The following is a 26,540-nucleotide window of genomic DNA, read 5'->3' on the forward strand; positions in this document are numbered from 1 at the left end:
GCGGTTATTCATGTCGTTTTCATAACATCTCTCAGGCCGAATGTTCGATGGCCTACAGAGTTTCGATCATTCAAGCGGTTCGACCTGTATTTATAAAACCTATATCAAGAGGAATAGACAATGGCAGAGTTTTTTATTGAGATAAGCGCGCAGGAAAATGGCGACCACCTGATTCATAAATCCAGCTGCTCTTTGCTGCCGGCTAAAGAGGCGATTTATTATCTGGGTTCAATCAGTAACGTGGTCAGTGCGGCGAAGAAGGCCAGTGAGAGATTTGCCAAGCCAACCGCTTGTTCGCAATGTTCTCCGGTTTGAGATAAAACCTTTATAAGGCGAATACGGCAGCGTATTCGCCTTAAGCGTTTGAAAAATCGGTGGATGCCCAAGCGGTAAGCACACCCTTGGTTTATTCGGCTACTGCTTCGCTGTCAATCACTGCCGCGGGCCGTTGCTCACCCTTGCCGATTTCCAATAAATCCCAGAACAACAAACCGCCGCCCGCCGCCGTCATCAAGCCAAATACCATGCGCCAGACCATTGCTTGCATGAACCAGGGATGATTTTGTGCGGCAAAATAGCCGGCCCAAGTTGAGCCTTCCACCGCGCGTTCGATAAACGATTGTTCGTAGCCGGCGATCAATAAAGCCACCGTCATGCCCATCACGCCCAGATTCAATAACACTGCGGCGGTTTTCCAGCGCCAGCCATTGACCAACTCGCCGCCCATCCAGACATTACCGCGCGCTTGCTGTGCGGCCAGATAGAAGAAGGCGATGTTGATGGTGGCATAAGCCCCGAAGAACGCTAAATGACCGTGCGAAGCAGACCATTGGGTACCATGAGTATATAGATTGATTTGCGGCAGGGTGTGCATGAAGCCCCAGACGCCGGCGCCGAGAAAATTGCCGAAGGCATGGGCGATGATCCAGGCCAGGGCGGGGTGGTTGCTGTTTTTGAAGCGGTGCGCGCCGGCGTCGTAGATGGAATGTACTACCATCGCCACCAAGGGGATGGGTTCTAGCGCCGAAAAGAAGCCGCCGATGGTGAACCAGTATTCAGGTGTGCCTATCCAGAAGTAGTGATGGCCCAAGCCCAAGATGCCGGAGCCGAACATCAAGGCCACCTCAATATACAGCCAGGTTTGTACGACTTTGCGGCGCACGCCCAGCAACTTCATCAAACTCCAGGCCATGATGCAGCCCACCAGAACTTCCCAAGTTGCTTCCACCCACAAGTGAATCACCCACCACCACCAGTATTGGTCGACGGAAATGTTGGTCACATAAAACATGCCGGCCAAATACAAACCGGCCAGAGCGACCAGATCCAAAGTCAACACGCCGGCGATGCCCGACCATTTGCCCTTGGCAAAGGTGGCGGCGACGTTGTAGAAAAAGGTCAATACCACCACGACGATGCCGATGTCGGCCCAGCGCGGCGCTTCGATGTATTCGCGGCCTTCGTTGATCAACCAGAGTGAGGTATCGGTACCGCTGCCGATTTGAATCAGCAAGTACACCAAGACCACGACGGTGACGGCGCCGGTCAATACCCAGAACGCCAATTGTCCCCATTTCAGGCCGACGATTTCGACGCCGCTTTCATCTTCCAGAAACCAGTACACCGAGCCGAGGAAACCGTACAGCATCCATACCACCATGGCGTTGATGTGCACCATGCGGTTGACGTTGAAATCCAGGATTTCGTAGAGAAAGCTGGGGAAGATGAATTGCAGACCGGCCAACAGGCCGAACAGCAATTGCGCCATAAACAACACCATCGCCACGGTAAAATAATGTACCGCCAGTTTTTGGCCGCCGCTCAGATGGGGATTGGCCATGAGTTTGGTATGGCGTTGCTTGCAACCGGCCCAGCAGTTCGCCGCTTTTTCTTGATAAGCTTGTAAGGTCATTTATTGTTCCTCTTCGCCCAGCGCGATGAAATTATGCGGGAAGCCGTTGGTGTCGATAGACGACATCCATTTCAGGAAAGCAACGATGGCTTCAGCTTCTTGTGGCGTGATGTCCAGATTGGGCATCTTGCGGTTGGAGCCGTAGGTGCGGGCATTTTTTTCCGGATCGAGCAGGAAGTTCACCATCATTTGTTCGCGCGATTCCTTGGCTCCCCAGCCTTGATCTAGCCAGGCTTTGGTCAAGTCCGGCGCGTAGTAGGCGCCGTTGCCGAGCAGGGTGTGGCAATTCATGCAGTTCTTGGCTTGTACGGTTTTTTTGCCGTGATCGATCAGTTTTTCGGCATCTTCTTCGCTCAAAGTTTTGCCGAACAACGGTGCGTCCTCGCCTATGGTGGGTTGGTAGCGCTGCTTGGCTTTGTCGAAGCGATAACTAATGTCCTTGTTTATCACGCTGTAGGCGGGCACGCGCGGACCGCCGGCACTGATTTGTTTCATCGAATCGAAGCTTAAAATAACCAGCAGTACAAAAGATCCGCCGGTCACCCAGATCGCGGTTTTTTTCCAGAATGTTTCCGACGCCCAGCGGGGCGGACTTTGCTCAGTCATGATGATCTCCAGATTGATGAGAGTGGTGAGTATCTGCATCGTGCGTCGCGGCGCACAACTTCCAGATAAAACGCGGCATCCAGCCGTAGCCGAGTACCATTAACAAGGACAGCAGCAGCCAATAATCGTTAAAATGATTGACGTAGCTGAACACGCCAACGCAAATCAGCAATGCGGCGTAGATTAACCAGGCGGCGAGCTCGAATTTGCGGCGGCCGCTGATCTTGGACCAGGCATACAACGCCGCATACACGGTAGCCAGCAAGATGATCAACGCCGCACTGAAAAAGCTCAGGAAAAAATCGGATAGGGCAACGGGTTCGATCAACATTAAATTTTACCGCCGGACAGTTTTATAACATGCGTTTAAAATGCAACTTTCCGGCAAGTGTAAGCGTCATTAACATTTATTTCAAATACGGCTTTTACCAAATTCACCGACATGCAATTGACTGCACATACCGATTACGCGCTGCGCGTACTGATTTATCTGGCTATCAACACTGAAAAACGGGTAACAATTACTGAATTAGCCGATTTTTTCGGCATCTCCAGAAACCACTTGGTCAAGGTGGTACACAAACTGGGCGTAAAAGGTTTTGTGCTGACGGTACGCGGCAAAGGGGGGGGTATTTGTTTGTCGCGGCCGGCGCGGGAGATCAGTGTCGGCAATGTGGTAAGGGAAGTGGAGGGGCACTTTCAGATGGCCGAATGTTTTAATCCCAAAAAGCAGGGTAGTTGTGCGCTGGAGAAAGGGTGCGGGCTGATAGGGCTGTTAGGCGGCGCTGTCGAGCAGTTTTTACAGACTTTGGATAAGGCGGTTTTGAGCGATTTGGTGAGTCAGCCTTCGGCACAACAACTCGTCAGCCTGACCAAATTGGAGCGCTAGTAGTGATGATGAACGCTCCGTATGCCTTTTGATTGTTGAGGAGGCCGTTAACGGTAGGCTCCGACATAAGGATTGCTGCGCATTTCCGCACCAAACGTCGACATCGGCCCGTGACCGGGGATGAATTTCACGTCCTCTCCTAAGGGCCAGAGTTTTAATTCAATGGAATTGATCAAAGTTTGATGGTCGCCTTTGGGAAAATCGGTACGACCTATCGAGCCTTTGAACAACACATCGCCAACCAGAGCCAGACGCTGTGCCTCGCTGAAAAACACCACATGGCCAGGTGTGTGTCCGGGGCAATGGATCACCAGTAACACTTCATTACCCACCTTAACCGTATCGCCGTCGTTCAGCCAACGCTGTGGGGTAAAACTGGCCGATTCCGGAAAACCGAACATCCGGCATTGCTGTGACAAGGCCTCGATCCAGAAGTTATCTTCAATTTGCGGGCCGATGATCGGCAACGAGAGTTTTTCCGCCAACTCCGCCACGCCACCAACATGATCGAGATGGCCGTGGGTGACCAGAATCGATTCCAGCTCCACGCCTTGCTTTTTGACTTCCTTCAGCAATACATCAAGGTCGCCGCCAGGGTCGACCAGCGCGGCTTTATTGGTTTGTCCGCAGACCAGCAAGGTGCAATTTTGTTGGTAGGCGGTGACGGGAATAATGGTGTAGCGCATGAAATAGATGATGGCAGGCAGGTGGACTCCCGCTTGCGCGGGAGCGATGTAAAAGTAAGTTAGATATTCAGTAATAGATGCGCCGGCGCTTCCAAACATTCCTTGATGATGCCCAAAAACTGTACCGCTTCCTTGCCGTCCACTAAACGATGGTCGTAGGACAGGGCCAGGTACATGATAGGACGGATGACGATTTCGCCGTTTTCTACCACTGGTCGGTCTTTAATCGCATGCATACCCAAAATTGCACATTGCGGCGGATTCAGAATGGGCGTGGATAACATGGAACCGAAGATGCCGCCGTTGGTGATGGTAAAGGTGCCGCCGCTGAGGTCTTCGACGCTGATCGAGCCGTTGCGGGCTTTATTGCCGAAATCGTGTATGCCTTTTTCGATGCCGGCGAAATCCAGTTGGTCAGCATCGCGCAAAATTGGCACGATTAAGCCGCGCGGCGTGGTGACGGCGATACCGATATCGTAGTAGCCGTGGTAAATGATGTCGCTGCCGTCAATGGAAGCGTTAATCGCCGGGAAGCGTTTTAAGCCTTCAATCGATGCTTTGACGAAGAACGACATGAAGCCCAGCTTGATGCTGTGTTTGGTTTCGAAACGATCTTTGTAGTGATTGCGCAGATCGATGACGGCACTGAGATTGACTTCGTTAAAGGTGGTCAGCATCGCCGCGTTTTGCTGGGCTTGCAGCAAGCGTTCGGCTACTTTGGCACGTAAGCGAGTCATCGGCACTCGCTGTTCCGGCCTCAGGCTGGCGACGGCTGTGGCGGACAACGGCGAGTGGGTTTCCGTAGCCGGCGCGGGCGCGGGAGTAGGCGCAGGTGGCGCATCTTTCGTTTGCGTGTTCAAGAAATCCAAGACGTCGGTTTTCAGAATCCTGCCATGTTTGCCGGAGCCGGCGATGGCTTGTGGATCAAGATCCTTTTCGGCAACCAGTTTGCGAACGGAAGGGCTAAGCACGGCTTCTTCGGTTTTTTCGGCTGCTTGGGCTGGTTTGGCTTGCTGGGCGTCCAGTTTGGCGAGTAGTTGGCCGCCAACCACGGTTTCGCCGTCTTGTACCACCAGTTCCAGAAGAGTTCCGGATTTGGGTGCCGGTACTTCCAGGATGACTTTATCTGTTTCGAGATCAGCCAGATTGTCGCCTTCGTTGACCCATTCGCCCGCCTGTTTGTGCCAAGCGACTAAGGTGGCATCGGATACGGATTCGGGAAGGCTGGGGACAAGTATTTCAAAGCTCATGTGTGTTTCCTTCGTTGCTGCCATAGAGCGCGGCGTTTACCACGGCGCGTTGTTCATTGAGATGGGTTTTGTAATTGCCGACCGCCGGAGAAGCCGACGCGACCCGGCCGGCATAACTGATCGGGATATTCTTGTCTAGCAAATCGAAAAAATGGTGCTTGCTTTGGTACCAGGCGCCTTGGTTTTTCGGCTCTTCCTGACACCAGACAATATGCTCGACATTGGGATATTTGTCGATTTCGCGTTTGAATTGCTCGTTCGGAAACGGGTAGAGCTGCTCGATACGAATAATCGCGACATGTCGCAGTTGCTCCTGATCCAGGCGGCGGGCTTCCAACAAATCGAAATAAACTTTGCCGGCGCACAATACTATGCGTGTGACATGGTAGGGATCGATATCGTCTTGTTCGCCTATCACGTTCAAAAATTCGCCGTCGGTTAAATCGCTGAGTGTCGATACCGCCAGCTTGTGTCGTAGCAGGCTTTTCGGGCTCATGACGATCAGCGGCTTACGATATTGGCGTAACATTTGCCGGCGCAGCAAATGAAAAATTTGCGCCGGGGTGGTGGGTACGCAGACTTGGATATTGTGGTCGGCACACAACTGTAAATAGCGCTCCAGGCGAGCCGAGGAATGTTCCGGGCCTTGGCCTTCAAAACCGTGCGGCAGCAGCATGACCAAACCGCTGAGTTTGCCCCATTTGGTTTCACCGGAGGAAATGAATTGGTCGATGACCACTTGCGCGCCGTTGGCGAAATCACCGAATTGCGCTTCCCAGATCACCAATTTATTGGGTTCGGTGGAGCTGTAGCCGTATTCGAAACCCAAGACGCCGGCTTCCGAGAGCAGCGAGTTAAAGATTTGGGCGCGGCCCTGATTTTCGCTCAAATGTTTCAGCGGGATGTAGTTTTCACCGTTGGCCTGATTCAGCAAAATGGCATGGCGATGCGAGAAAGTGCCGCGGCCGATATCCTGGCCGGTCAAACGCATGTCATATTTTTCCAGTAGCAGCGACGCATAAGCCAAATTTTCCGCGAAACCCCAATCCATCGGAATGTCGCCGGCCGCCATTTTATTGCGGTCATCCATGACTTTGGCGACTCTGGGGTGCAACTCAAAACCCTCCGGCAAGCTTTGCAAGCGTTGGTTGCAGAATTGGAGATACTCCAAGCTTATCGAGGTGTCGGCCGGCGTGTCCCAATGTTTGTTTTGATAGGGCACCCAGCGCGCTGAGTATGAGTAAACATTGTTTTCAATAATCGGCCGTGATACCGGTTGCCCCTCGTTGAGCAGTTGTTGGTAATCCTGCTCCATTTTCTGCACCATGTCTTCAGTGACGACACCTTCCGTCATTAATTTTTGAGCATAGATTTGTGGCGGTGTTTGGTGGTCGCGGATGGATTTGTACATCATCGGCTGGGTAGCCGCCGGTTCGTCCGCTTCGTTGTGGCCGTGGCGGCGGTAGCAAATCAAGTCGATCACCACATCTTTATGAAAGGTGTTGCGATAATCCAGTGCCAATTGCGTAATGAAAATCACCGCTTCCGGATCGTCGCCGTTGACGTGAAATACCGGCGCCTGAATCATATTCGCAACGTCGGTGCAATACAGGGTGGAGCGCGCGTCGAACGGGTTGCTGGTGGTAAAGCCGATTTGGTTATTAATGACGATATGTACCGTTCCGCCCGTTGAAAACGCCCGCGTTTCCGACATATTCAAGGTTTCCATCACAATACCCTGGCCGGCAAAGGCGGCGTCGCCGTGAATCAATATCGGCAGGATCGCGTCAAAACCATCAGGGCCATGTCGATCTTGGCGGGCTTTTACCGAACCTTCCACCACCGGATTGATGATTTCCAAATGCGAGGGGTTGAAGGCCAGCGTCAAGTGGATCGGGCCACCCGGTGTGGCGATATTGGACGAAAAGCCTTGGTGGTATTTGACGTCGCCGGTCAATACGCCGGGCGAGGACGTGTGAGTGCCCTCGAATTCGCCGAACAATACCGCCGGGCTTTTGCCCAATATATTAATGAGTACGTTCAATCGGCCGCGATGGGCCATGCCGATGACGATTTCCTTGCCTTTGTGTTCGCCGGCGCGCTGGATTAATTCGTCCAGTATCGGAATCAAAGACTCACCACCTTCCAGCGAAAAGCGTTTTTGGCCGACATATTTGCGGTGCAGGAAGCGCTCCAAGCCTTCGGCCGCGATCAACAACTTTAAAAGCCATTGGCGTTTTTCCGGATGGCTGCTGAAATCCGGTTTTGCGCCTTCCAGTTTATCCTTGATCCAACGCTTCTTCTCGTCATCGACGATGTGCATGTATTCGCTGCCGATGCTGCCGCAGTAAATCTCGTTAAGCGTTTGAATAATGGCTTTCAAGGGCAAGCGGTCCACGCCGCACAAACCGCCGGTGTCGAACAGCGTGCTCATGTCCGCATCCGTCAAACCATAATATATGGGTTCTAAGTCGGCTGGAATGCTTTGCGATTGGCCAAGCGGGTTGTTGGAAGCTATCTGGTGGCCCTTGACCCGGTAATGATTGATCAAGCGGGCTACCGCCGATTGCTTCTTGACGCTTTGCTCGGTAAAGCCCTGCATTCTGGCCAGTCTGCCTGGTTCTGCAATCGCCAATTTTTCGAAGCGTTCCACAATCACGCTGTGCGGCGTGTCTTCGGTGGCGCCACTGCGAATGTGGTCGAAGCGCTGTCGCCAGCTTGGGCTAATGGATTCCGGATTGCTCAAGTACTGTTCGTACAAGTACTCGATGAAATGGGCGTTGCCTCCGTACAATGAGGAGGACTCTTCAAATTGTTTAAGCAGGCTACTCATGCAAACATCCAGGTTTTCGGCAAGTTCAGCCGATTATGTTAGAACTAAAATGTTATATTACCAAGGACAATGTGTTGTAACGGGCTAGTGCATCAAGTCATTCCAGTTTCATTTGGTTGATTCAATATCGGGAAAAAACATGGCTGATAATAAAGTAGTTATCAAAATTAATTATGATAGGAAGCACCCAAGCATAAACGCGGAGCCGCAAACGGTAACGGTTTGGCATATTCGCAGGATACTGGTTGCGGTTCTGGTGTTAGTTTTGATGCTAATAGTATTATTTTCATGGTTTGGTGGCGGCGATGAAGATACCGATACTCAGATCGATACCACGGAAAAAGTTCAAAAATTAAATACACCGGATGTTGAAATGGTTGAACGGCAGGAGCCTGCGCTATTGGAAAAGCCAGTGCCGCCGATAGTGCGGCAGGCATCAGTTAACTCAGAAAGTGTTAAAAAAATAGACAGTGTTAAAAAGCCGGCGGCGATTATATTGGACCGCAAGGTTATCAGAGCATCTTTAAATACCGAGCCGAAGGATGATGAGCCCGGCGAACCGATTAAGTCGCCGCTGAGAGTTATTCCTAACCAATCCCGGGAAGTTTTTTATTTTAGTGAGATAAAAAACATGAAGGGTAGATCTTTGTTTCATCGATGGTCGCGTAACGGTCAAATCGTGCATCAAAAACAATTGGATATGAAAGATAAAATAACCAAGGTATGGTCTAGTAAAATCTTGTCTGCCAAAGATAAAGGCGAATGGCAAGTACAGTTGACGGATAAGAAAGGTAAGGTATATTCCGAGGTCAATTTTTCAGTTAACCCTGAATAATAGTTTTATTTATAAACGCCGGGTGATAGAATTGCTTGCGTTTTTTGATTAACGAGGAAAATATGACTGACTTTAATAAACTATCCGAAGCCGAATTACAGGCTGTTATTGATAATGCCGAAAAAGCATTAAAAGAAAGACAATCCAGTAAACGTAAGGAAGTTATAGCGCAAATTAAGGAATTAGCGGCTTCTATCGGTGTAACGGTCGATATTCAAGACGGCGAAAAAAAATCCGAAAGAAAAACCGGCAAAGTGGCGGCTAGATACCGTAGTCCTAACGATGCGTCCTTAACTTGGTCTGGCCGTGGATTGGCGCCGAAATGGATGCAGGAACTGCTGGCCTCCGGTCGCAATAAAGCCGAGTTCGAAATTAAATAATCTTCGGATTTAAACCGTACTCTGGTTTATCCAGTCTTTTAAACGGTTTGCTACCCAGGCTCCATCGTCCAAACATAGATCATGGCCCGCCCACGGGTGCTTGAAGATGTCGATTTGCCATTTACTATGAATGGCGTCGGAACAAGCCGGTGCGACTAATCGGTCGCCCCGGCCGTTCAATATCAGCAACGGTGTCTCGGGTTTTTTCTGACTAGGCCGATAGCGTGCCGCTGCTTTTAGCTGTCTGATTCCATTAGCGAGGCTGATAGGCCGAACTTGCTGTATGGCGGTCCAGGCCTTGGCCGTTTCCGCGTAGATATTTTGCCGGTTACTAACCAGCTGAAGAATTGCCAGTTCCCTGTGATACAAATCCCTTTCCAGTAATAACTGAAAAAACTGCGGATAACTCTGCCAACGCATGCGCCGATAAAACGGGCTTAAGCCTGCAAAGCTGGTGTTGACCAGGGCGGCAGCGGCGATGTCGTGCGGATAGCGCTGTAACCACTCCCAGGCTACCATGCCGCCGAGCGACAGTGCGAGTAACGTTACCGGCTTTGCCAACAAACCATAGTCTAAAGCCTGGCGGCGGACTTGTGCCGTTATCGCTTCGATGTTGTCCGGGCTAGGTTCTTGGTAATATCGGCCGGTGCCTGGCAAATCGATAGTTGTGACGGTCGATTCCGGAAAAGCCTGCCGCAACACATCCGGAAAATTTCCCCAATGTGCAGCCTCTCTGCATAGACCACGCAGTAATAACCAATGTTGCCCGGCTGCTGCTTCAGGCATACCAGAAATCCATCGCTTGTTGCCGATTATGTTCTTGCTGTTGGCTGGTCAATGTCGCCCATTTTTGCGGATAGAGCAGGCTGCGATACAGGAAATCGAATAAGGTCAGATGCCGACGCATGATGCGCTGTTGGCGATGCGGCAACAAGGGGTGAAACAAGCCGTGACGTTGAAACAAATGTGTCGGGCTTTTGCGCAGCCATAGCCAAGAGCCCATCTCCAGCGTCAACGGCAGAAACACGCGCTGTCTACCGTGCCGGTCGATAAAGTCGTCATATAGATAATCCCATAAATCGCCGCTGATGACGTATTCCTGGCTCATGGGCTCTATTTTATAAAAATGATGCGGGTAGCAGCGATCAAACAGTTGTTTTAAGCCGTATGCTTCGGCGATGCCTGGAAACGGCGTCTGGCAGGAGGCATAGGGAAACCATAACCTATCGTGTATCCCAAACCCCGAATGCAGATCGATAGCAATCGATAACGGTGCATTGAACAGATGTTTATGCACCACCCGGCATAGGGCTTGGGCTTCCTTTTCCATTTTCGATTCATCGCCGCGATACCAGGGCAGTTTGGCGCTGAAACGCTGACCGCTGTATAGCCGGGTATTACCGCTACTTTCGATGGGTGAATTGCGCATCAAATCCACGCCATGGCCGTTGCAGCGCGTGCCTCGGTAGACGCCTACCGGGTTGATGATGGGCACAAATACCAGTCGCGAATTCTGCAAACGAGCGTTAAATTCTTGATCCCAATCCAATAATTGCAGGATGGTTTGCAAGTAGGCCAATATGACTTCCGAGCCGATTTTCTCCAGACCATGTACGCCGCCGAAAAAAGCCAATACTGGGACGTCCGGGCTATTTGAACCCAGGCTGAGGCAATGGATGGGAAATTGCGTGTCTTTGTAGCTTATTTGCTCGACGATCTCGCAATGGGCGCGGTCGCCGAATTGCCGGATCAGTGCTTCCAGCTGATCCAGCTCCGGGAATGAACGATTTTCCATGAATTCGCGCCAATCTACCCCGCCAGTGATTTTTCGATGTAGCGCTGTCTTTTTTTGGGTGCGATTTTATCGACCTCCACCATGATCAGGCCGTCGATACAATTGTTAAAGTCCGGGTCGATATTGAAGGCGACGAAATGGCAGCCTTTATCGACACATAATTCCACGTATTGTTTATAAAGCGTAGGGACTTTGACGCCCAGTTTTTTTAGTTCGCTATTCAATATTTTGAAACTGGTGGAGTAGTCGGCACTGAATTCGGTGGCGGCAAATGCCTTGCCTTGTTGCGAAATTACGAACGGTGTTCTGGCCTTGGTGTGCTGTAAATCGGAGGCAAATTGCTGTTGATAAAAGCCGATAATCAGTTCTTTGGCGGCTTGCGGATAAGCATTGCTGAGACTGACCGGGCCGAATAGGTATTTGATGTCCGGCCGTTCGCGCAAATACGCACCTATGCCGTACCAAAGGTAATCCAGGCTGTGTTGCCCCCAATAACGTGGTTGCACAAAGCTACGCCCCAATTCAATGCTGTAGGGCAGATAAGCTTCAAATTCGCTGCGCAAATCGAACAGCGTTTGCGTATAAAAGCCGTCCACGCCGTGGCTGGCCATAATAGCCGAGCCTTCGCCGACTCGGTAGGCGCCGACGATTTCCAGATCGTTGTCGTCCCACAGCACGATATGGCTGTAGTAAATATCAAATTTATCCAGATCCAATGCCAGGCCGGTGCCTTCCTCGACCGTTCTGAAGGTCAACTCGCGCAAGCGGGCGATCTCCCGCATCACCGGGCAATCGTCTTGAAACTGGTATAAAAAGATCTTTTTGCCGTCGCGAGTTTCGCCAAGCAGACGCGATTGGTACAAGGCCTTCTTCACCGCTTTGGTGTCGGAAGGATGCACTACGGTAGCGACGGTCTCAAATAGCGCCGGTTTGTTTTTTTTGCCCAGGTTTTGTACGTGCTTACGAAAGCGCTGACTCAGCTGTTTGTTGCTTTCCTCGCTATCGGCAATAACTTGGTAAGGTACGGGTGCGCCGACCATGAATTTAATTTCCTGGCCCTTTTTGTTGAACATCTCCTTGACTAGCAGCATCGTGCCCAGCGGTTTGTATAGCGTCGAGGCGCTATAGAACAAGGCGGAGTTCTTGGCTTTAATAAAGATCGGCAAGATTGGACATTGCGCCCTACGGGCTAGCTTGATAAAACCGGATTGCCAGGCACCGTCGCGAATGCCTTTTGGGGTGATGCGCGACACTTCGCCGGCGGGAAAGAAAATGATCGCTTCTTCATGCTCCAGTGCATCCAGCATGACTTTATAAACGTCTTTCAGTTTTTTCTTGTCGGATAACACATCGACCGGTAAGAAGATCGATTGCAAGGGCTCCATGTGCGATAAAACCCGGTTGGCGACGATGCGCACGTCGGGTCGTACTGATCGAATCAGTTTCACCAGGGCTAAGCCATCCAATGTGCCGATCGGGTGATTGGCGACGATCAGCAAGCGACCTTCGGAGGGGATATTGTTGTAACAATCGTTGCTGACTTGATAATTGAACTTGAAATAATTCAGTAGTTTGTCGAGAAAGGCGAAGCCGCGTAGATGTTGGTTTTTACGGATAACGTCGTTGAAATCGTCTTCGTGGATCAGTTTTTTTAAAGCTTGTACGACCAGCTTATTGTCTTTGCCAAATTTAAAGTCGGGATAGGTTTCTTGCAGAATGCGTTCAGCATCGATCATCGCTCAGTGTCCTGGAAAAAGGAGTATGGCGGGGGATTCTAGTGAGCGAATATGTCAGAAATATGTCAGTCCGCAGGTTGAAGAAGAATGGCAGGCAATGGTGGATTATGCGTGATGAAGTACTCTTGGCAGTCACCAAAAACCCCTCTCCCGGTCTAGAGGGGGCATGGTGGGTTCGATGGCGACAATCAATGAACTTTTTGAGCGGGTTTTTCCGGTGTCAATACGGTGTTTTGCGGCGGCTGACTGTGGTCCAGATCCGGATAATCTTTTGTGTAATGCAAGCCCCGGCTTTCCTTGCGCTGTTGCGCGCAACGGATAATTAGCTCGGCGACGATTACTAGATTGCGCAGCTCCAGCAGGTCGCTGGTAATGCGGAACTGGCCGTAGTATTCGGCAATTTCATCTTTCAGCAACACCAGGCGGTTCATGGCGCGTTCCAGGCGTTTATTGGTGCGAACGATGCCGACGTAATCCCACATGAAACGGCGTAATTCATCCCAATTGTGAGCGATTACCACTTCCTCATCCGAGTCCCCGACTTTGGATTCGTCCCAATCCGGCAGCGGCAGAGGTTCCGGCAATTGTGCGAAATTGCGGCGAATGTCCTGATTGGCCTGCTCGGCGAACACCAAACATTCCAACAGAGAATTGCTGGCCATGCGGTTGGCGCCGTGCAGCCCGGTGCAGGCGACTTCGCCGATGGCATACAAGCCGGGGATGTCGGTGCGGGCGTTGGCGTCGGTTAATACGCCACCGCAGGTATAATGCGCGGCCGGTACCACGGGGATCGGTTGCTGACTGATGTCGATATCCAGTTCCAGGCACTGCATATATATGGTGGGAAAGTGCTTTTGAATGAACTCCCGCGATTTGTGGCTGATGTCCAAATACACGCATTCGATACCGTGTTTCTTGATTTCGCTATCGATGGCGCGAGCAACGATGTCGCGCGGCGCCAGTTCCATGCGCTCGTCGTAACGGCGCATGAAACGCTCGCCGTCGGGCAGAATCAAATGCGCGCCTTCGCCGCGCACCGCTTCGCTGATTAAAAACGAACGCGCGGTCGGATGATAAAGGCAGGTCGGATGGAACTGCATGAATTCCATATTGCTGATTCGGCAGCCGGCCCGCCAGGCCAACGCAATGCCGTCGCCGCTGGAAATGTGCGGATTCGTTGAGTATAGATAAACCTTGTTGGCGCCGCCGGTCGCGAGCACAACTACTTTCGCGGCTATCGATTTGATGCTGCCTGATTTGCTGTCCAAAACATAGGCGCCGCATATGCGTTGTTCGCTTGCCCCCAACTTGGTGGCGGTGATCAGTTCGACGACATTGTGGTATTCCAGGAGGGTGATGTTCGGGTGCGCCTGGGCGCGTTCGATCAACGACAGCGAGACGGCTTTGCCGGTGGCATCGTCGGTATGGACGATGCGGCGGTGCGAGTGGCCGCCCTCGCGGTTTAAATGCAATTGTTTGGCGCCGTCGGCGTTGCGCTCTTCGGTAAAATTCACGCCTTGTTGACGTAGCCATTCGATGCTTTGCCGGCCCTGTGCGACGGTGAGTCTGACGATCTCCGGATCGCACAAGCCGGCGCCGGCGATCAAGGTGTCTTCGATATGCGATTCTATCGAATCGTATTCTTCGTCAAATACCGCAGAGATACCGCCTTGGGCGTAATAGGTGCTGCATTCGGTCAATGCAAATTTGGCGAGCACTGCCACCTTATAGGTGTCGGCAAGATGCAGCGCAAGACTCAGCCCGGCGCCGCCACTGCCGGCGATAAGGATGTCGTAATGGGAGTCAGCGGTATGGTTGGGTTGGTTTGCTGTCAGTGTGGTCAACTTTGCGGCCGGATGAATAGTTTTAGCGTTTTCGAATAATATCTGGTTTTAATCTTGCGGTAATTTTTTTTGTGTTGCCAGAACTAATGAGGTTTAATTCTGTCCACTTCAATACCAAAATAGCGCAGTGAACGAACAAGAAACGAATACCGAAGATCTGGATCAAGAGTTGGTGCGTCGTGTACAGCAAGGCGATAAATCCGCCTTCGATCTTTTGGTGATGAAATACCAGCACAAGATCGTCCACTTGGTGAACCGGTACGTCAAGGATCCGAGCGAAGCTCAAGATGTGGCGCAGGATACCTTTATCAAGGCTTACCGGGCTTTGGGAGATTTTCGCGGTGACAGCGCCTTTTACACTTGGTTGTATCGTATAGCGATTAACACCGCCAAAAACTATTTGTTGTCGCGCTCGCGCCGTCATTTTGATTACGAGATCGATGTTCAAGATGCCGAACAAGTAGAAAACGCGCCACAACTAAAAGATATAGAAACGCCGGAAAATTTGTTGATGAACGAACAAATTGTGGCGGTCATTAAATCAGCTATCGAGAGGTTACCAGAAGAGATGCGGATTGCAATTACGCTCAGGGAGTTTGAAGGGATGAGTTACGAAGAAATTGCGGAAGCAATGGATTGCCCCATCGGGACGGTACGCTCGCGGATTTTTAGGGCTCGCGAAGCCATAGACCAAAAATTAAACCCATTGCTCGACTAAAGGTGTATCGATGCAAGAACAACTTAACGAAAAACTTTCTCAACTGATAGACGACGAACTGGATAGCCAACAGGCACTGTCGCTATTGCAGACTTTGCAGAACGACGGCTTGCTGAAAGACAAGTTGCGCCGCTATCAAATTGCCAGTCAAGTCATGAAGACTGGCGAATATTCTCACGTTACCAGCGATTTTGTAGACAAGATTCACGAACAGATTCGGCAGGAACCTACCTACTTTTTACCCCAAAAAAAGTCGGCGGTAAATTGGCAAAAAGCGGCGTTGGCGATTGCTGCGTCGGTGGCGTTGGCCGTGGTGTGGGTCAGCAGTAAAGTGGATAAACAAATGCATAACCCGCTCGGTTCGGTCGAGATGGTGGCTCAGGGTAAAGACGTATCAGCCGAGGAAATGCATGCTCGATTCAAGGATTATCTGGAAGCCCATGACAACGCGATGTATGTCAATAGCGTGCAAGCGGGACAACCCTACGCACGGGTGGTGGGCTATCGGCAGGAATAAGCGCGTGAGAGTTTTAAAAGCTTTTTTGCTGTGCGTTGTTTGTCAAAGCGCTTTTGCCGATAAGGATCAAGTTACGGCTAGACAATGGCTGGATAATATGAACCGGGCGATGAAAACCCTCAACTACCGGGGTACCGTGATCTTCATGAAAAACGGTCAGCTCGATACGATGAAATATCAGCATAGTGTTGAAAACGGCGTCGAACAGGAGCGTTTGGCGTCTTTGAATTCGCCGATGCGGGAAGTGACACGTAAATCCAACGAAGTGACCTGCACGTTCAAGGAAACCGGTCAAAAAGTGGTGAATCATCATCCGTTGGATAGTTCGTTTATCGTCAATTTGCCGCAGAACACCGCTAACCTGGAAAAAAATTATCAATTAGTTTTGTCGGGTCAGGAATCCATTGCGATGTTGCCGACGCAAATCGTCAGTGTCGAGCCTACCGATGCGCTGCGCTACCCGAGAAAAATCTGGGTGGATACCCAACATTTTTTGCCGCTGAAAGTCGAAGTTTACAATTTGGACGGCAGTATCCTTGAGCAAGTAGTTTTCACCGATTTAATGACCGATTCATTAGCCGAGCCCCACGCCGGCAATGTCGACGACAACAGCTTTCATGTCAAACATATCCACGCTACTCAAGCCGAACCGTTTGAAAACGCTACATTCGTATTGAAGAATTGGCCGTCTGGGTTTGAGCCGGTATTTTTTATTCGCAATTCCATCCAGCAATCTCAGAAAGCCGTAGATCATTTATTGATTAGTGACGGTTTCTCTACAGTGTCGGTGTATCTGGAAGCCAAAGAATCGCAAGGTATGAATGGTTTGCATAGCCTGGGTTCTGTCAATTCGTTCAGTAAGGTGATTGGCGATACCCAATTCACCGTATTGGGTGAAGTACCCGCCAAAACAGTCGAGCTAATTGCTGACGGCATAGCGCTACGTTAGCGTGTCCTTTTTGTAACAAATCAAATGTATGAGTGGAGATTACATGCTTAATAAGCTGTTTTATGGAGTTTTGATATTTTTAACGGCGATTGATGCAAGCTATGCGCAATTGCCCGATTTTACCGAAATGGTTAAAACCAATGGGGATGCGGTGGTCAATATCAGCACGACCCAAAAGGCTGCAGATCCGCAAGCGGGCGTCGATCAGCAGCAAATGCCTGAGGATATGCCGCCGGAAATGGAAGAGTTTTTTCGGCGGTTTTTCCAGGGGCCTGGGCGTGGAGGTAATTCACCACGAGAAACCAACTCCTTGGGCTCAGGGTTTGTGATTTCCAAGGACGGATACGTCTTGACCAACCACCATGTGGTGAACAATGCCTCCGAGATTGTTGTTAAATTGAAAGATCGCCGGGAGTTGATTGCCAAATTGATCGGCTCCGACGAAAGCACCGATGTGGCCCTATTAAAAGTAGAAGCTAAGGACCTGCCGGTAGTGGAAGTCGGTTCGCCGGAGCAATTGCAAGTGGGCGAGTGGGTGCTGGCTATCGGTACGCCGTTCGGTTTCGACCAATCGGTCACCGCCGGTATCGTCAGTGCTAAAGGGCGCAGTCTGCCGGACGGTAACTATGTGCCGTTCATCCAAACCGACGTCGCCATCAATCCGGGCAATTCAGGCGGCCCCTTATTCAATATGCAAGGCAAGGTGGTCGGAATTAACTCGCAAATCTACAGCCGTTCCGGCGGCTATATGGGCTTATCGTTTGCCATACCTATCGATGTGGCGATGAACGTAGTCGACCAAATTAAAAGTAAAGGTAAAGTCTCGCGGGGCTGGTTGGGTGTACAAATCCAGGATGTAACCCGGCAGTTGGCGGAGTCGTTTGGTATGGACCGGCCGCACGGTGCCTTGGTCTCAAAAGTGATACCCGGCGGACCCGCCGAAAAAGCCGGGATTCAAATTGGCGACATTATTGTTGAGTTTAACGGCCAAGTCATCGAAACGTCCGGTGAATTGCCGCCTAGAGTGGGTATGACGCCTATCGACGAAAAAGCCAAGGTTAAAATTATTCGCCAGGGTGATAAGCAGGATCTCAGCGTGAAAATTGGCTTGTTGCCTGCGCAACCGTCCTCTTTGGCAAACGCGCCCGCCGCTGCGCCTGAAGTCGCTGTGAATCGGCTGGGATTAGCTGTTGCCGATTTAACCACCGAGCAACGCCAGCAATCGCAGGTTGAGAAAAACGGCGTAATAGTACAAAAAGTTAACAAAGGCATAGCAATGGACGCCGGCATTCAGCCAGGAGATATTATTTTGCGCATTCAAAACAATGTGGTGCGTGATGCCGCCGAGTTTAACTCTATCGTCGCGAAATTACCGGTTGAAAAATCGATAGCACTTTTGGTACAACGTAATGGCAGCCCGGTGTTTTTAGCGTTTAAAATCGAGAAATAATAGGGGTAACTCAATGCCTGTTGCCAGCGATGTAATGCACTTGATCGGCAATACCCCGGTAGTGAAATTACATAAAGTCGTGTTGGAAAACTCCGCGACTGTGCTGGCAAAGTTGGCATCGCAAAACCCCAGCAGCTCGGTTATGGACTGAATCGGTGTGGCTATGATTCAAGTCGCGGAGAAAGCGGGGCGCTTGCTAAATAGGGCCTTTTGTCAAGGCCCAGCAAATCGTCAGGCAGTCCTGGGCGCTATGTCCAGGGTTGCCGACATGATCAAAAACCGTAAGCTTCGGATTTTGATTTGGCGGTGGAGCTAGCCGAAACTCCGGTCATCTCGGACGGCGCGAGCACGGCACTGATGGGCGTGGAGAAAGCCGTGGTGACCATTGTTCATGACACCGGCGAGCGCTTTTAAGTATGAGCTGACGCCGTTTTATCCCGCATTCTGCTGGAGCAAAAAAATAATAATGACAAATCCCAGCATCAAAATCCGTTCTACCGGACTCGGTTATTTTATTAACCGCATTCAGACCCTGTTCGTCAGCATGTTGCGTATCTGGACGATACCCATCGTCCTAATGCTCAGCCTGTCCTCCGGCTTTACGACCTATTACGGTTTATCGCATTTCATCACGCCCTGGATTGCGTTGGTGATTACCGTCGCCATTCAATCCATCATCGTTATCTGTTCTTTGGAAATGGCCGGCATTCATTGGAAGGCCAACAGGATGCGCTACTTTACCGTGGTGGCGTCTTTGGCGGTGGCGATTGCGGCTTCAGTGACTTTTTCCTATTTCAAGTTTTACGAAATATCCGAGCAGGAAACGCTGCATATTAATAGGCTGAACGAGTTAAGACAGCAGACCAAAAATTATCTGGACAGTATTCTGCAAGTTAAAAGCCAGATGCTGCACCAACAAAAACAGGATCTGGAAAAAGCCTCGCTGGATGCACGCCAAGCCTATTTCGGCACGCATAATGAAATCGGCCCCGGCTATAAAAATCAGGTAGGCGAGGGGCCGTTCTGGCGCCATTACAACCAAATTTACCAAGAAAAGAAGCAGGCCTTGCAACAGCAGGAACAAGCGTTTCAGACCTTGGACAGCAATATCCGACTGTTGCAAAGCAATCTGAACCAATTGGATGTGACTAACGACAAGGAAGCCACCTATACACAATTCTTAAAAAATTATCAGGATATACAGCTTGGGGTGAACCAACTTGCCAGCAGCATGGGTATGTCTTTACCCGATGCACCCTTGCTGATGACCTATAAACAGTTTGTTGAGGAAGTTAAACCCTCGTTTGCGATGTGGCGCGGGTTTTCCTGGTTTGCATTTGCCTGCGCGGCGATGGTGGATTTTTTCACCGTGTTACTGTCGTATCGCTTGGAATTTACAGCACCGGGACCGTTGACGATCCAGGAAGAAGAACTGGTGTTTGAATGCCTGCGACAATTCACCGAGTTTCGGATCAACGAGAACGATGAACTGGAAATGGTCATCGAAAAATCCGACTTGGAAAAAGCCCGCCGTTACTCGGATTGGTCGCGAATGTTCGTGGTCGGCTTGCTGCTCAGCCGCGGTTTCTTGCGTAAAGTAGACGATAGAACCGTGGAGTTTGCGCCGAATCTTTACCCGCTGATTGCCGAAAAAATGTCCGACAAAATCGCCACGCTTAAACAAAAAGCCGCTGCCGCCGGTGTGGTTAGCCATGAATAGCGCCGGCACCGAATTGGAAGTCTGGCTGGCCGGCGGCGATTTATTCGAAGAGTCGCTTGCCGATGCGGCGGAGCAATGGATCGCTGGTTTCGACGCCGACCGGCAAGTGGTGCAGCTAAAACTCGGGCCGTATAAAAAACTCTTTTTACGGCCAAAAAAGTTCGTCAAACGCTTCTATCATCATATACACCCACTGACGATAGAAAGCTGGCAATACCGGCGGCAGCTGAGTATGTTCGACGATTTTTGCACTGTGGACTTGGCGCTGGATTTGCGCTTTCAGGCCACCCTGGCTTATGTGCTGAAAAACAGCGAAATGCTGCCAACGATTAACCAACACATCAAGCAGTTGTATGCCGATATTATTGATGATGTGGTCAATCTTGAGTTGCAAACGCTGGCTGATGGCAACTGGATTCAAACCGGTCTAATTGACACCGAGAAACGCATTGCGCTGGCTATTAACCAAGTATTAATGCAGCAGCACATTCAATCGCAAGCCCTATGTAGCCTTACCGCCAGCTTTAACGAATTTCCGAATGTGCAGTTGGGCCGCGACAGCGTTTATCTGAACGTGTTGAAAAAGACTTTTGAGTTGAATGAAGAACGCACCCGCGAACTCTCCCGGCAGCAGCGGTTGCTGGAGGAAGAAGAAATACACGAAAAACGCCTGCAACTGGAGCATTTGCGCCGCGTATCCGAGTTGGAATTGCAGATGCAGGCTCAGGAGGCCGAAAAACAGCGGCGCTTGCTGGAAGACAAACAAGAGCAGCTTAGACAGCAACTGGAACTTGAGAAGCGTTTGTATGCCGAACAGCTAAGCCACGAAAACGAGTTAAAGGCGATGCGTCTGGAAGCGGAGTTGCTGGCCCAGGAAACCCAGCAGGCCAGGCAAAGGCTTGCGGAAAGTCAGCAGCTCTCGGAACAATTGACCCACCAGGCGGAATTGCACGATAAAAAGGTACTTGCCGATATTCGCTTGCAGCAACGCACGCAAAGCTTATGGCAAGAGAACAGTTCAACGAATGAAACAGGGAGTGACTATGCGCAGCAATAAATTGATAGGTGTAAGTTATCGGGTGTTGATTTTGTTAATGACTGCATTATTGGCGGCTTGTAGCACTACACCGCGTCCGCTGCAATTCCGCACGGAAATCGATTCGCTAGTCGCCGTTAGCGCTCCGCAAAGCAATATGCGATTCGTAGTATTGCCGGGCAATGCCGGTGCAAACGAACAGGATTTGCAGTTTATCGAGTTTAAAACCTATATCGAAAAAGTCCTGGCCAATCGCGGCTACAGCAAGGCCGGTAGTTTGCAAGACAGCAATTTGGTGATGTTCTTAAGTTACGGCGTCGGTGCGCCCGAAGTCCACCAGTATAGCTACGAAGTACCATTGTGGAACGACATGGGTTATTACTATCCGTACCGCATGTCCCGATTTTACAATGGCTATTATCCCGGTTTTGGTTGGGGTTACGGCGGCTATTCGCAACGCACCGAATCCTACACGACGTTCCGGCGCTATCTGGTGTTGGAAGCCTGTGATAAAGAAGCCTATTTGCAACAGCAGCAACGCAAACAGTTATGGAAAACCAGCGTACAAAGTAACGGTTCCAGTAACGACTTACGTCTGGTGTTCCCGTATATGGCAGCAGCAATGCAGCCCTATCTAGGCACTAACACCGGGCATATGATCACTGTGGATATAGACGAAACCAATACCTTGGTACGTAGTCTGCTGGGTCCATATCAACCCAGCACACCGCAGCCGCGATAAAGATGGGATTGGGTTATCCGCCTGCTGCTGAACTGCATTGTAGGCAACATATTGACAACGCTTGGTGGCGGATACAGACTGAGGGTACAACCGCCAAGCTGGGGAACGAATTTGATCTCCAGTATCCGGTTGGCCGAGCCGAAAGTTTAGGGATGAAAGTAAACAATAATTATCAGGAGAGCAGCATGAAAACAATCGTTTTGGGATTTGTCTTGGCTTTCAACAGCCTGACTGCACACGCTGCAAAATACGGTCTGGAGCCGGGCGATGCGGTACTGACCAATTGCCACGAAATTTATACCCGGGGGGTGGTTAAAGCCAAAGTCGATGACGGCTATACCGTGCACTTTCCCAAGAACGCCGGGCCTATCCAGTGTCCGCCGTTTCGTTGGCATGCAGAGTTCGTGTTGCCGTTTCAATCGGTTTCGGAGTATAGCCTGAAGTTTTTGGGCGGCTTAAAACGCGACATCCTGTTTCAAGTAGGCGAACCGGTGACTTTTCGGGTCGATACCGACAGGCGCGTCGTTAAAACCAAAGCCAGCATTGATATTGACGCACAGATTACCGACATCAGCAGCAACGGCGCGATAGCCGTGAAGTTAATCAGCACTGATCCGGAAGCGGCGGCGACATTTTGGCAATGGATAGGCGGCAATTATGTCGATTTGCGGCATAAATATTTGGAACTGGAACGGGATAAAAGATCTCGCTAAGCTAAACACCTTCAGGTAATTGCCAACGCAAGCACCGGCACTCTTAGCTATCTTCTAATGGATCATCGTCCGGATGCAGAAGAAGGGAAACACATGGCTCAATTGCTAAGGGGGTATGAGGAGAATGACTTGCTATTCAGTTCCCAAGCTTTTGATTGGCATGGGGTCCAACTGGATTTGACTCCTGGTTTGCTTATTTTCCTTATTTCCCCTACGCTTCCGGTCAAACTCACTGAAGCAGCGTCTTCCGTATGAAGATGATCGCAAAACCGGGAGTGGTCTGGGGCGGCGTATGGGTAGAGACGGTATGAATTCGACATTTTTCCATCTGACAAAAGTTGATCGAACTGCCAATCCCTATGCAAGATGACCTCAACATCACCATGGATCAGCTTCGGGTCGGGTTGTATATCCACCTCGATCTCAAGTGGTTTGATCACCCATTCTCGTTCAGCCATTTCAAGATTAAAAACGAGGCGCAGATCAAGACCCTGCAGGGTCTTGGGCTGAAATCGATTCGTTACGATCCGGCCCTCAGCGATGTCAATCCGCTGCCTAAAAAAACACAGCAGGTAGAGCAACCACAGCTTGCCGCCAAGCCGGATATTTCGCCGGCGTTGGCAGCCAAACTGGCGCTGGTCGAGCGGATCCAGCAGCAGCGAGAGGTGGCGGCGCGGATTGAAAATGCCTTTATCGATACCGCTAAAACGATACACGGCATTGAGAAAAGCCTGTTTACCATGCCGGCGGAAACCGTGCGCAAGGCTGGGCAATTGGTGGACCAAATTGTCGACTCGCTGCTTTGCGCACCGGAACTTGCTATACATGTCATGATCGGCAAAGCGGGTGCAGAGGAAATGTATTACCACTCTTTGAATGTCACCATGCTTTCCCTAATGATGGCGCGCGACATCCAGTTGCCCCAAGAACTGGTCGGCAGCCTGGGTATAGGCGCGCTGTTTCACGATATTGGCCATAAGGAAATTCCGACAAAAATTCTGATGAAAAAGGAGCCGCTCAATCAGGCTGAGCGGCATTTGTTTGAAATGCATTGCCAGTACGGCGCGGATATTGGCCAGCGGCTGGGATTAGCGCCGGCCGTGGTGGCCATCATCCGCGAACACCACGAATGGTTCGATGGGACTGGCTACCCTAATAAACTAAAGGGTGAGGCTATCAGTTTACTTTCCCGGATTGTTGTCATTGCCAACCACTACGATGAATTATGCAATCCGGTGAATATTAACGATGCGCTGACGCCCCACGAGGCGCTGTCGACCATGTTCGCCAAGTTGCGCAACAAATTCGATCAGAAGTTGCTTCAGGTCTTCATCCATTGTCTTGGTGTGTATCCGCCCGGCACCATCGTGCAGTTTTCCAATGGCGTGATCGGCATGGTCGTCACCGTCAATACGGCCAAGCCGATGAAACCGCTGGTGCTGATTTACGATGCGGATATTCCCAGGGATGAAGCGATCCTGGTGGACATGGCGTGCGAAGCGGATGCGAATATCGCAAAGGCGATCAGGCCGGCGCAGGTCCCGAGGGAGATATACAACTATCTCAGTCCGCGCAAACGGGTCAATTACTATTTCGATCCGAATACGCCTGGGCAGGAGCGAGCCGGATGATCAGCCTCGAACATCTGATGCTTAATTACAGCCGGTATATGATGTTGTTGGTTGAACCCGGTGAGTTGCGGATCATCGTTGCCAACAAGATTGTCGAGAAAATGCTGGGCTATTCGGAAGCCGAATTGCTGGCCATGCCGATCACCAACATCGAAAGTTCATTGCAAGACGTGTTTTATTGGGAGGACGTCCGTAACGGCCAATACCAGGATATCGAGACCCAGGACGGACTTTACCAATGCGCCGACGGTTCGATGCTGACGGTGACCAAATCCGTCAAAGTCATTGATCACGAAGGAAGCCCTTTGATTCTGGTGCAGGCCAGGGATGTACAGAACGAGCACAAGGCCGAGGATGCCCTGGCTCAGATATTGTCTCAATTGCGGGCGACGTTGGAATCGACAGGCAATGGCATTCTAGTCATCGATTGGCATGGCAAGATCGCCAACATGAATCGCCAGTTCAGCAGCATGTGGGGCATTTCCGACGAGTTGCTGCTGGAGGGGGAGGAAACGGATATTCTCGAGTTCATCGCTGGGCTGGTTGCCGAGCCGGAAATATTTCGTATGCGCCTACAGGAGCTCGTCGGCAACAGCGAAACCGAAGATATTCTGAGCCTCAATGATGGCCGGATTTTCGAATGTAGATCCCGGCCGCAATATCTAGGCGAGCACATCATCGGCCGCGTCTTCGGCTTTAACGATATTACCGAACGCAAACGGGCCGAGGAAGCATTGCGCGATTCCCGAGACGAGCTCGAAGAACAGGTGCGAAAGCGCACTGAATCCCTGCAAATGGCGAATACGCAATTGCTGGCCGAGAAGGCGCGTCAAGAGGAACTGATCAGGCAGCTTGAAGAAACCCAGATGCAACTGCTGCAATCCGAAAAAATGGCTTCGATTGGTCAGCTCGCGGCCGGTGTGGCTCACGAAATCAATAATCCCATTGGCTTCGTCAACTCCAATTTGAGCACCTTGCAAGAGTATGTCGATGGCATGCTGGCACTGCTGGCGGCTTACGAACGGATTGAAGGGTCGTTGGTAAATGAGGCCTTGCAAAATATCACGCATCTGAAGCAGGAAATCAATATCGGCTATCTACGCGAAGATATTGGCGATCTTCTGGCGGAATCCCTCGACGGCCTGCAGCGAGTGCGGCGCATCGTTAAGGATCTGAAGGATTTCTCTCACGTCGGCGAACTGGAACAGCAATCGGCGAATCTTGAGGCTGGTCTCGACAGTACGCTTAACGTGGTGTGGAACGAGATCAAGTACAAGGCCGACGTCGTCAAGGAATACGGCGGAATCCCCGAGATTAATTGCATCGCGTCCCAGCTCAACCAAGTGTTTATGAACCTTTTAATCAACGCCGTGCAAGCCATCGAGGATCACGGCCGAATTACGCTTCGCACCGCGTATGACGAGCAAAATGTTTGGGTTGAGGTGGAGGACACCGGCAAGGGCATCAAGCCCGAACAGCTTGGAAAAATCTTCGATCCGTTTTTTACCACCAAATCAGTTGGCATGGGCACAGGCCTGGGTCTGTCTTTATCCTATGGGATCGTTAAAAAGCACAATGGGCGGATAGAGGTAAAAAGCGAACTTGGTAAGGGTACGTGCTTTCGCGTATGTTTGCCGCGGGCTGGCTGACAGGCGCTTCAGCATTTTGCCGTTATGAGGGTGTAAATATTTTTGCCAATTCCCCCCGGTAAATAGCGGTGCCCATGCTACCAGACTGATTTAAGTGATAGATCAGAAGCAAGGCCGCTTTCAGAGCAATAACAGACCTTGGTGCTAAAGGTCGTGGAAGGCAGGTCTTTATCGCTTTTGTCTCAACTAGTCCTAACTAAAGCTAGAAGAATTCGGGTCAGCGTTACGGCAAAGCCCTGACCATGCGTGAGCTATCGCATAATATTCGCCGCCTTCCCAGGCCAGGGTAACCAAGCTAACCGCCTTGCTATCGGTATCATTCGTTGGATCGGTAATGAGCGATTGTTGTGTTTGCCAGTACCAATTGACCGACTCGACCGATTTGGTGCAATCGCCGAACGGCGATACCACATCACCGAATAAGGTTTCGGCTTTTGCCCGCAGCGATTTCAGCAATTCCGAGAGTTCTTCTCGCTTTAAATTACTTTTTAACACCATGCCGTCTCGGGTCATATCTTGAGCATCGGTAAAGGCATTCAGCCAAGTTTCCGCATCGGCTTTATTCGGTGCTTTAAACGATAAATAGTTGTCAGCATAGGTGGGGGCACAAAAGGCCAGCGTTGATCCCAATAGCAGTCTTTTCATAATG

26 protein-coding genes are annotated in these 26,540 nt (G+C 50.8%); 15 read left to right on the plus strand and 11 right to left on the minus strand.

The window, feature by feature from the left end:
* The first annotated feature begins 120 nt into the window (after positions 1–120).
* Positions 121–315, plus strand: a complete 195-nt coding sequence (locus ACH5Y9_RS05755; RefSeq protein WP_033156621.1) for a hypothetical protein — start codon at positions 121–123, stop codon at positions 313–315.
* Positions 316–406: 91 nt separating this feature from the next.
* Here ACH5Y9_RS05755 and ACH5Y9_RS05760 read toward each other — a convergent pair whose 3' ends face one another.
* The 3 genes from ACH5Y9_RS05760 to ACH5Y9_RS05770 are packed head-to-tail and all read right to left on the minus strand — an operon-like array spanning position 407 to position 2,849.
* Positions 407–1,912 (minus strand): cbb3-type cytochrome c oxidase subunit I, encoded by a 1,506-nt coding sequence (locus ACH5Y9_RS05760; protein WP_445368882.1) that lies wholly within the window; start codon positions 1,910–1,912, stop codon positions 407–409.
* Positions 1,913–2,518, minus strand: a complete 606-nt coding sequence (locus ACH5Y9_RS05765) for a c-type cytochrome (RefSeq protein WP_319962420.1) — start codon at positions 2,516–2,518, stop codon at positions 1,913–1,915. It lies immediately after the preceding gene.
* Positions 2,511–2,849: a hypothetical protein gene (locus ACH5Y9_RS05770; protein ID WP_051669963.1), complete on the minus strand. Its 339-nt coding sequence runs from the start codon at positions 2,847–2,849 to the stop codon at positions 2,511–2,513. The genes ACH5Y9_RS05765 and ACH5Y9_RS05770 overlap by 8 nt, the downstream gene beginning before the upstream one ends.
* Positions 2,850–2,960: 111 nt before the next feature.
* Between ACH5Y9_RS05770 and ACH5Y9_RS05775 the strand changes: the two genes are divergently transcribed.
* Positions 2,961–3,407 carry an Rrf2 family transcriptional regulator gene (locus tag ACH5Y9_RS05775; RefSeq protein WP_445368883.1) on the plus strand — a complete coding sequence of 149 codons (447 nt, stop codon included), beginning with the start codon at positions 2,961–2,963 and terminating at the stop codon, positions 3,405–3,407.
* A 47-nt stretch (positions 3,408–3,454) separates the two neighbouring features.
* Here the strand turns inward: ACH5Y9_RS05775 and ACH5Y9_RS05780 are convergent, their stop codons facing one another.
* Genes ACH5Y9_RS05780 through ACH5Y9_RS05790 form a run of 3 tightly spaced genes read right to left on the minus strand, consistent with a single transcriptional unit; the run spans position 3,455 to position 8,176 of the window.
* A complete protein-coding gene (locus ACH5Y9_RS05780) occupies positions 3,455–4,192 on the minus strand; it encodes an MBL fold metallo-hydrolase (RefSeq protein WP_445368884.1) in 738 nt (245 codons plus the stop codon).
* A complete protein-coding gene (odhB, locus tag ACH5Y9_RS05785) occupies positions 4,153–5,343 on the minus strand; it encodes a 2-oxoglutarate dehydrogenase complex dihydrolipoyllysine-residue succinyltransferase (RefSeq protein WP_445368885.1) in 1,191 nt (396 codons plus the stop codon). Before odhB ends, ACH5Y9_RS05780 begins: the two co-directional genes overlap by 40 nt.
* A complete protein-coding gene (locus ACH5Y9_RS05790; RefSeq protein WP_445368886.1) occupies positions 5,333–8,176 on the minus strand; it encodes a 2-oxoglutarate dehydrogenase E1 component in 2,844 nt (947 codons plus the stop codon). Before ACH5Y9_RS05790 ends, odhB begins: the two co-directional genes overlap by 11 nt.
* Before the next feature lie 139 nt (positions 8,177–8,315).
* Between ACH5Y9_RS05790 and ACH5Y9_RS05795 the strand changes: the two genes are divergently transcribed.
* Together ACH5Y9_RS05795 and ACH5Y9_RS05800 are read left to right on the plus strand one after the other, a co-directional pair.
* Positions 8,316–9,011 (plus strand): DUF2914 domain-containing protein, encoded by a 696-nt coding sequence (locus tag ACH5Y9_RS05795; RefSeq protein WP_445368887.1) that lies wholly within the window; start codon positions 8,316–8,318, stop codon positions 9,009–9,011.
* A gap of 62 nt (positions 9,012–9,073) precedes the next feature.
* On the plus strand, positions 9,074–9,391 hold the full coding sequence (locus tag ACH5Y9_RS05800; protein ID WP_033156614.1) for an H-NS histone family protein: 318 nt from the start codon (positions 9,074–9,076) through the stop codon (positions 9,389–9,391).
* A 9-nt stretch (positions 9,392–9,400) separates the two neighbouring features.
* On the opposite strand, the gene ACH5Y9_RS05805 is transcribed toward ACH5Y9_RS05800, so the two are convergent.
* The 4 genes from ACH5Y9_RS05805 to nadB form a co-directional block, all read right to left on the minus strand.
* On the minus strand, positions 9,401–10,177 hold the full coding sequence (locus ACH5Y9_RS05805; RefSeq protein ID WP_445368888.1) for an alpha/beta fold hydrolase: 777 nt from the start codon (positions 10,175–10,177) through the stop codon (positions 9,401–9,403).
* A complete protein-coding gene (locus ACH5Y9_RS05810; protein ID WP_445368889.1) occupies positions 10,170–11,186 on the minus strand; it encodes a M14 family zinc carboxypeptidase in 1,017 nt (338 codons plus the stop codon). The genes ACH5Y9_RS05805 and ACH5Y9_RS05810 overlap by 8 nt, the downstream gene beginning before the upstream one ends.
* 14 nt (positions 11,187–11,200) lie before the next feature.
* Positions 11,201–12,922, minus strand: coding sequence for a lysophospholipid acyltransferase family protein (locus tag ACH5Y9_RS05815; RefSeq protein WP_445368890.1), 1,722 nt, complete (start codon positions 12,920–12,922; stop codon positions 11,201–11,203).
* Positions 12,923–13,110: 188 nt separating this feature from the next.
* Positions 13,111–14,766 carry an L-aspartate oxidase gene (gene nadB, locus ACH5Y9_RS05820; protein WP_445368891.1) on the minus strand — a complete coding sequence of 552 codons (1,656 nt, stop codon included), beginning with the start codon at positions 14,764–14,766 and terminating at the stop codon, positions 13,111–13,113.
* Positions 14,767–14,893: 127 nt separating this feature from the next.
* Here nadB and rpoE point away from each other — a divergent pair, with 127 nt between their 5' ends.
* The 11 genes from rpoE to ACH5Y9_RS05875 all read left to right on the plus strand — a co-directional run bounded on the left by rpoE (position 14,894) and on the right by ACH5Y9_RS05875 (position 25,891).
* Positions 14,894–15,484, plus strand: a complete 591-nt coding sequence (gene rpoE, locus ACH5Y9_RS05825; RefSeq protein WP_445368892.1) for an RNA polymerase sigma factor RpoE — start codon at positions 14,894–14,896, stop codon at positions 15,482–15,484.
* 10 nt (positions 15,485–15,494) lie between these two features.
* On the plus strand, positions 15,495–16,001 hold the full coding sequence (locus tag ACH5Y9_RS05830; protein ID WP_445368893.1) for a sigma-E factor negative regulatory protein: 507 nt from the start codon (positions 15,495–15,497) through the stop codon (positions 15,999–16,001).
* A 4-nt stretch (positions 16,002–16,005) separates the two neighbouring features.
* Positions 16,006–16,950, plus strand: coding sequence for a MucB/RseB C-terminal domain-containing protein (locus ACH5Y9_RS05835; RefSeq protein ID WP_445368894.1), 945 nt, complete (start codon positions 16,006–16,008; stop codon positions 16,948–16,950).
* Between the two features lie 43 nt (positions 16,951–16,993).
* Entirely contained in the window at positions 16,994–18,400 is a 1,407-nt protein-coding gene (locus tag ACH5Y9_RS05840) for a DegQ family serine endoprotease (protein ID WP_171695728.1), read from the plus strand.
* A 13-nt stretch (positions 18,401–18,413) separates the two neighbouring features.
* Positions 18,414–18,551 (plus strand): hypothetical protein, encoded by a 138-nt coding sequence (locus ACH5Y9_RS05845; protein ID WP_445368895.1) that lies wholly within the window; start codon positions 18,414–18,416, stop codon positions 18,549–18,551.
* A gap of 315 nt (positions 18,552–18,866) precedes the next feature.
* Positions 18,867–20,120, plus strand: a complete 1,254-nt coding sequence (locus tag ACH5Y9_RS05850; protein ID WP_445368896.1) for a hypothetical protein — start codon at positions 18,867–18,869, stop codon at positions 20,118–20,120.
* A complete protein-coding gene (locus ACH5Y9_RS05855) occupies positions 20,113–21,177 on the plus strand; it encodes a hypothetical protein (RefSeq protein WP_445368897.1) in 1,065 nt (354 codons plus the stop codon). The genes ACH5Y9_RS05850 and ACH5Y9_RS05855 overlap by 8 nt, the downstream gene beginning before the upstream one ends.
* Positions 21,164–21,898: a hypothetical protein gene (locus tag ACH5Y9_RS05860; protein WP_171695725.1), complete on the plus strand. Its 735-nt coding sequence runs from the start codon at positions 21,164–21,166 to the stop codon at positions 21,896–21,898. Before ACH5Y9_RS05855 ends, ACH5Y9_RS05860 begins: the two co-directional genes overlap by 14 nt.
* Positions 21,899–22,083: 185 nt before the next feature.
* On the plus strand, positions 22,084–22,611 hold the full coding sequence (locus ACH5Y9_RS05865) for a hypothetical protein (RefSeq protein WP_240617966.1): 528 nt from the start codon (positions 22,084–22,086) through the stop codon (positions 22,609–22,611).
* A 359-nt stretch (positions 22,612–22,970) separates the two neighbouring features.
* Positions 22,971–24,242, plus strand: coding sequence for an HD-GYP domain-containing protein (locus tag ACH5Y9_RS05870; protein WP_171695724.1), 1,272 nt, complete (start codon positions 22,971–22,973; stop codon positions 24,240–24,242).
* A complete protein-coding gene (locus tag ACH5Y9_RS05875) occupies positions 24,239–25,891 on the plus strand; it encodes an ATP-binding protein (RefSeq protein WP_445368898.1) in 1,653 nt (550 codons plus the stop codon). The genes ACH5Y9_RS05870 and ACH5Y9_RS05875 overlap by 4 nt, the downstream gene beginning before the upstream one ends.
* A gap of 192 nt (positions 25,892–26,083) precedes the next feature.
* On the opposite strand, the gene ACH5Y9_RS05880 is transcribed toward ACH5Y9_RS05875, so the two are convergent.
* A complete protein-coding gene (locus tag ACH5Y9_RS05880) occupies positions 26,084–26,536 on the minus strand; it encodes a hypothetical protein (RefSeq protein ID WP_445368899.1) in 453 nt (150 codons plus the stop codon).
* Positions 26,537–26,540: the final 4 nt, after the last annotated feature.

The sequence above is a fragment of the Methylomonas sp. BW4-1 genome, from assembly GCF_052474385.1.

What these genes read in the sequence shown, in the direction of transcription:
- ACH5Y9_RS05755 (WP_033156621.1), top strand. Translation starts at nt 121, where the DNA reads ATGGCAGAGTTTTTTATTGAGATAAGCGCGCAGGAAAATGGCGACCAC.
- ACH5Y9_RS05760 (WP_445368882.1), bottom strand. Translation starts at nt 1,912, where the DNA reads ATGACCTTACAAGCTTATCAAGAAAAAGCGGCGAACTGCTGGGCCGGT.
- ACH5Y9_RS05765 (WP_319962420.1), bottom strand. Translation starts at nt 2,518, where the DNA reads ATGACTGAGCAAAGTCCGCCCCGCTGGGCGTCGGAAACATTCTGGAAA.
- ACH5Y9_RS05770 (WP_051669963.1), bottom strand. Translation starts at nt 2,849, where the DNA reads ATGTTGATCGAACCCGTTGCCCTATCCGATTTTTTCCTGAGCTTTTTC.
- ACH5Y9_RS05775 (WP_445368883.1), top strand. Translation starts at nt 2,961, where the DNA reads ATGCAATTGACTGCACATACCGATTACGCGCTGCGCGTACTGATTTAT.
- ACH5Y9_RS05780 (WP_445368884.1), bottom strand. Translation starts at nt 4,192, where the DNA reads ATGTTTGGAAGCGCCGGCGCATCTATTACTGAATATCTAACTTACTTT.
- odhB (WP_445368885.1), bottom strand. Translation starts at nt 5,343, where the DNA reads ATGAGCTTTGAAATACTTGTCCCCAGCCTTCCCGAATCCGTATCCGAT.
- ACH5Y9_RS05790 (WP_445368886.1), bottom strand. Translation starts at nt 8,176, where the DNA reads ATGAGTAGCCTGCTTAAACAATTTGAAGAGTCCTCCTCATTGTACGGA.
- ACH5Y9_RS05795 (WP_445368887.1), top strand. Translation starts at nt 8,316, where the DNA reads ATGGCTGATAATAAAGTAGTTATCAAAATTAATTATGATAGGAAGCAC.
- ACH5Y9_RS05800 (WP_033156614.1), top strand. Translation starts at nt 9,074, where the DNA reads ATGACTGACTTTAATAAACTATCCGAAGCCGAATTACAGGCTGTTATT.
- ACH5Y9_RS05805 (WP_445368888.1), bottom strand. Translation starts at nt 10,177, where the DNA reads ATGCCTGAAGCAGCAGCCGGGCAACATTGGTTATTACTGCGTGGTCTA.
- ACH5Y9_RS05810 (WP_445368889.1), bottom strand. Translation starts at nt 11,186, where the DNA reads ATGGAAAATCGTTCATTCCCGGAGCTGGATCAGCTGGAAGCACTGATC.
- ACH5Y9_RS05815 (WP_445368890.1), bottom strand. Translation starts at nt 12,922, where the DNA reads ATGATCGATGCTGAACGCATTCTGCAAGAAACCTATCCCGACTTTAAA.
- ACH5Y9_RS05830 (WP_445368893.1), top strand. Translation starts at nt 15,495, where the DNA reads ATGCAAGAACAACTTAACGAAAAACTTTCTCAACTGATAGACGACGAA.
- ACH5Y9_RS05840 (WP_171695728.1), top strand. Translation starts at nt 16,994, where the DNA reads ATGCTTAATAAGCTGTTTTATGGAGTTTTGATATTTTTAACGGCGATT.
- ACH5Y9_RS05845 (WP_445368895.1), top strand. Translation starts at nt 18,414, where the DNA reads ATGCCTGTTGCCAGCGATGTAATGCACTTGATCGGCAATACCCCGGTA.
- ACH5Y9_RS05850 (WP_445368896.1), top strand. Translation starts at nt 18,867, where the DNA reads ATGACAAATCCCAGCATCAAAATCCGTTCTACCGGACTCGGTTATTTT.
- ACH5Y9_RS05855 (WP_445368897.1), top strand. Translation starts at nt 20,113, where the DNA reads ATGAATAGCGCCGGCACCGAATTGGAAGTCTGGCTGGCCGGCGGCGAT.
- ACH5Y9_RS05860 (WP_171695725.1), top strand. Translation starts at nt 21,164, where the DNA reads ATGCGCAGCAATAAATTGATAGGTGTAAGTTATCGGGTGTTGATTTTG.
- ACH5Y9_RS05865 (WP_240617966.1), top strand. Translation starts at nt 22,084, where the DNA reads ATGAAAACAATCGTTTTGGGATTTGTCTTGGCTTTCAACAGCCTGACT.
- ACH5Y9_RS05870 (WP_171695724.1), top strand. Translation starts at nt 22,971, where the DNA reads ATGCAAGATGACCTCAACATCACCATGGATCAGCTTCGGGTCGGGTTG.
- ACH5Y9_RS05875 (WP_445368898.1), top strand. Translation starts at nt 24,239, where the DNA reads ATGATCAGCCTCGAACATCTGATGCTTAATTACAGCCGGTATATGATG.
- ACH5Y9_RS05880 (WP_445368899.1), bottom strand. Translation starts at nt 26,536, where the DNA reads ATGAAAAGACTGCTATTGGGATCAACGCTGGCCTTTTGTGCCCCCACC.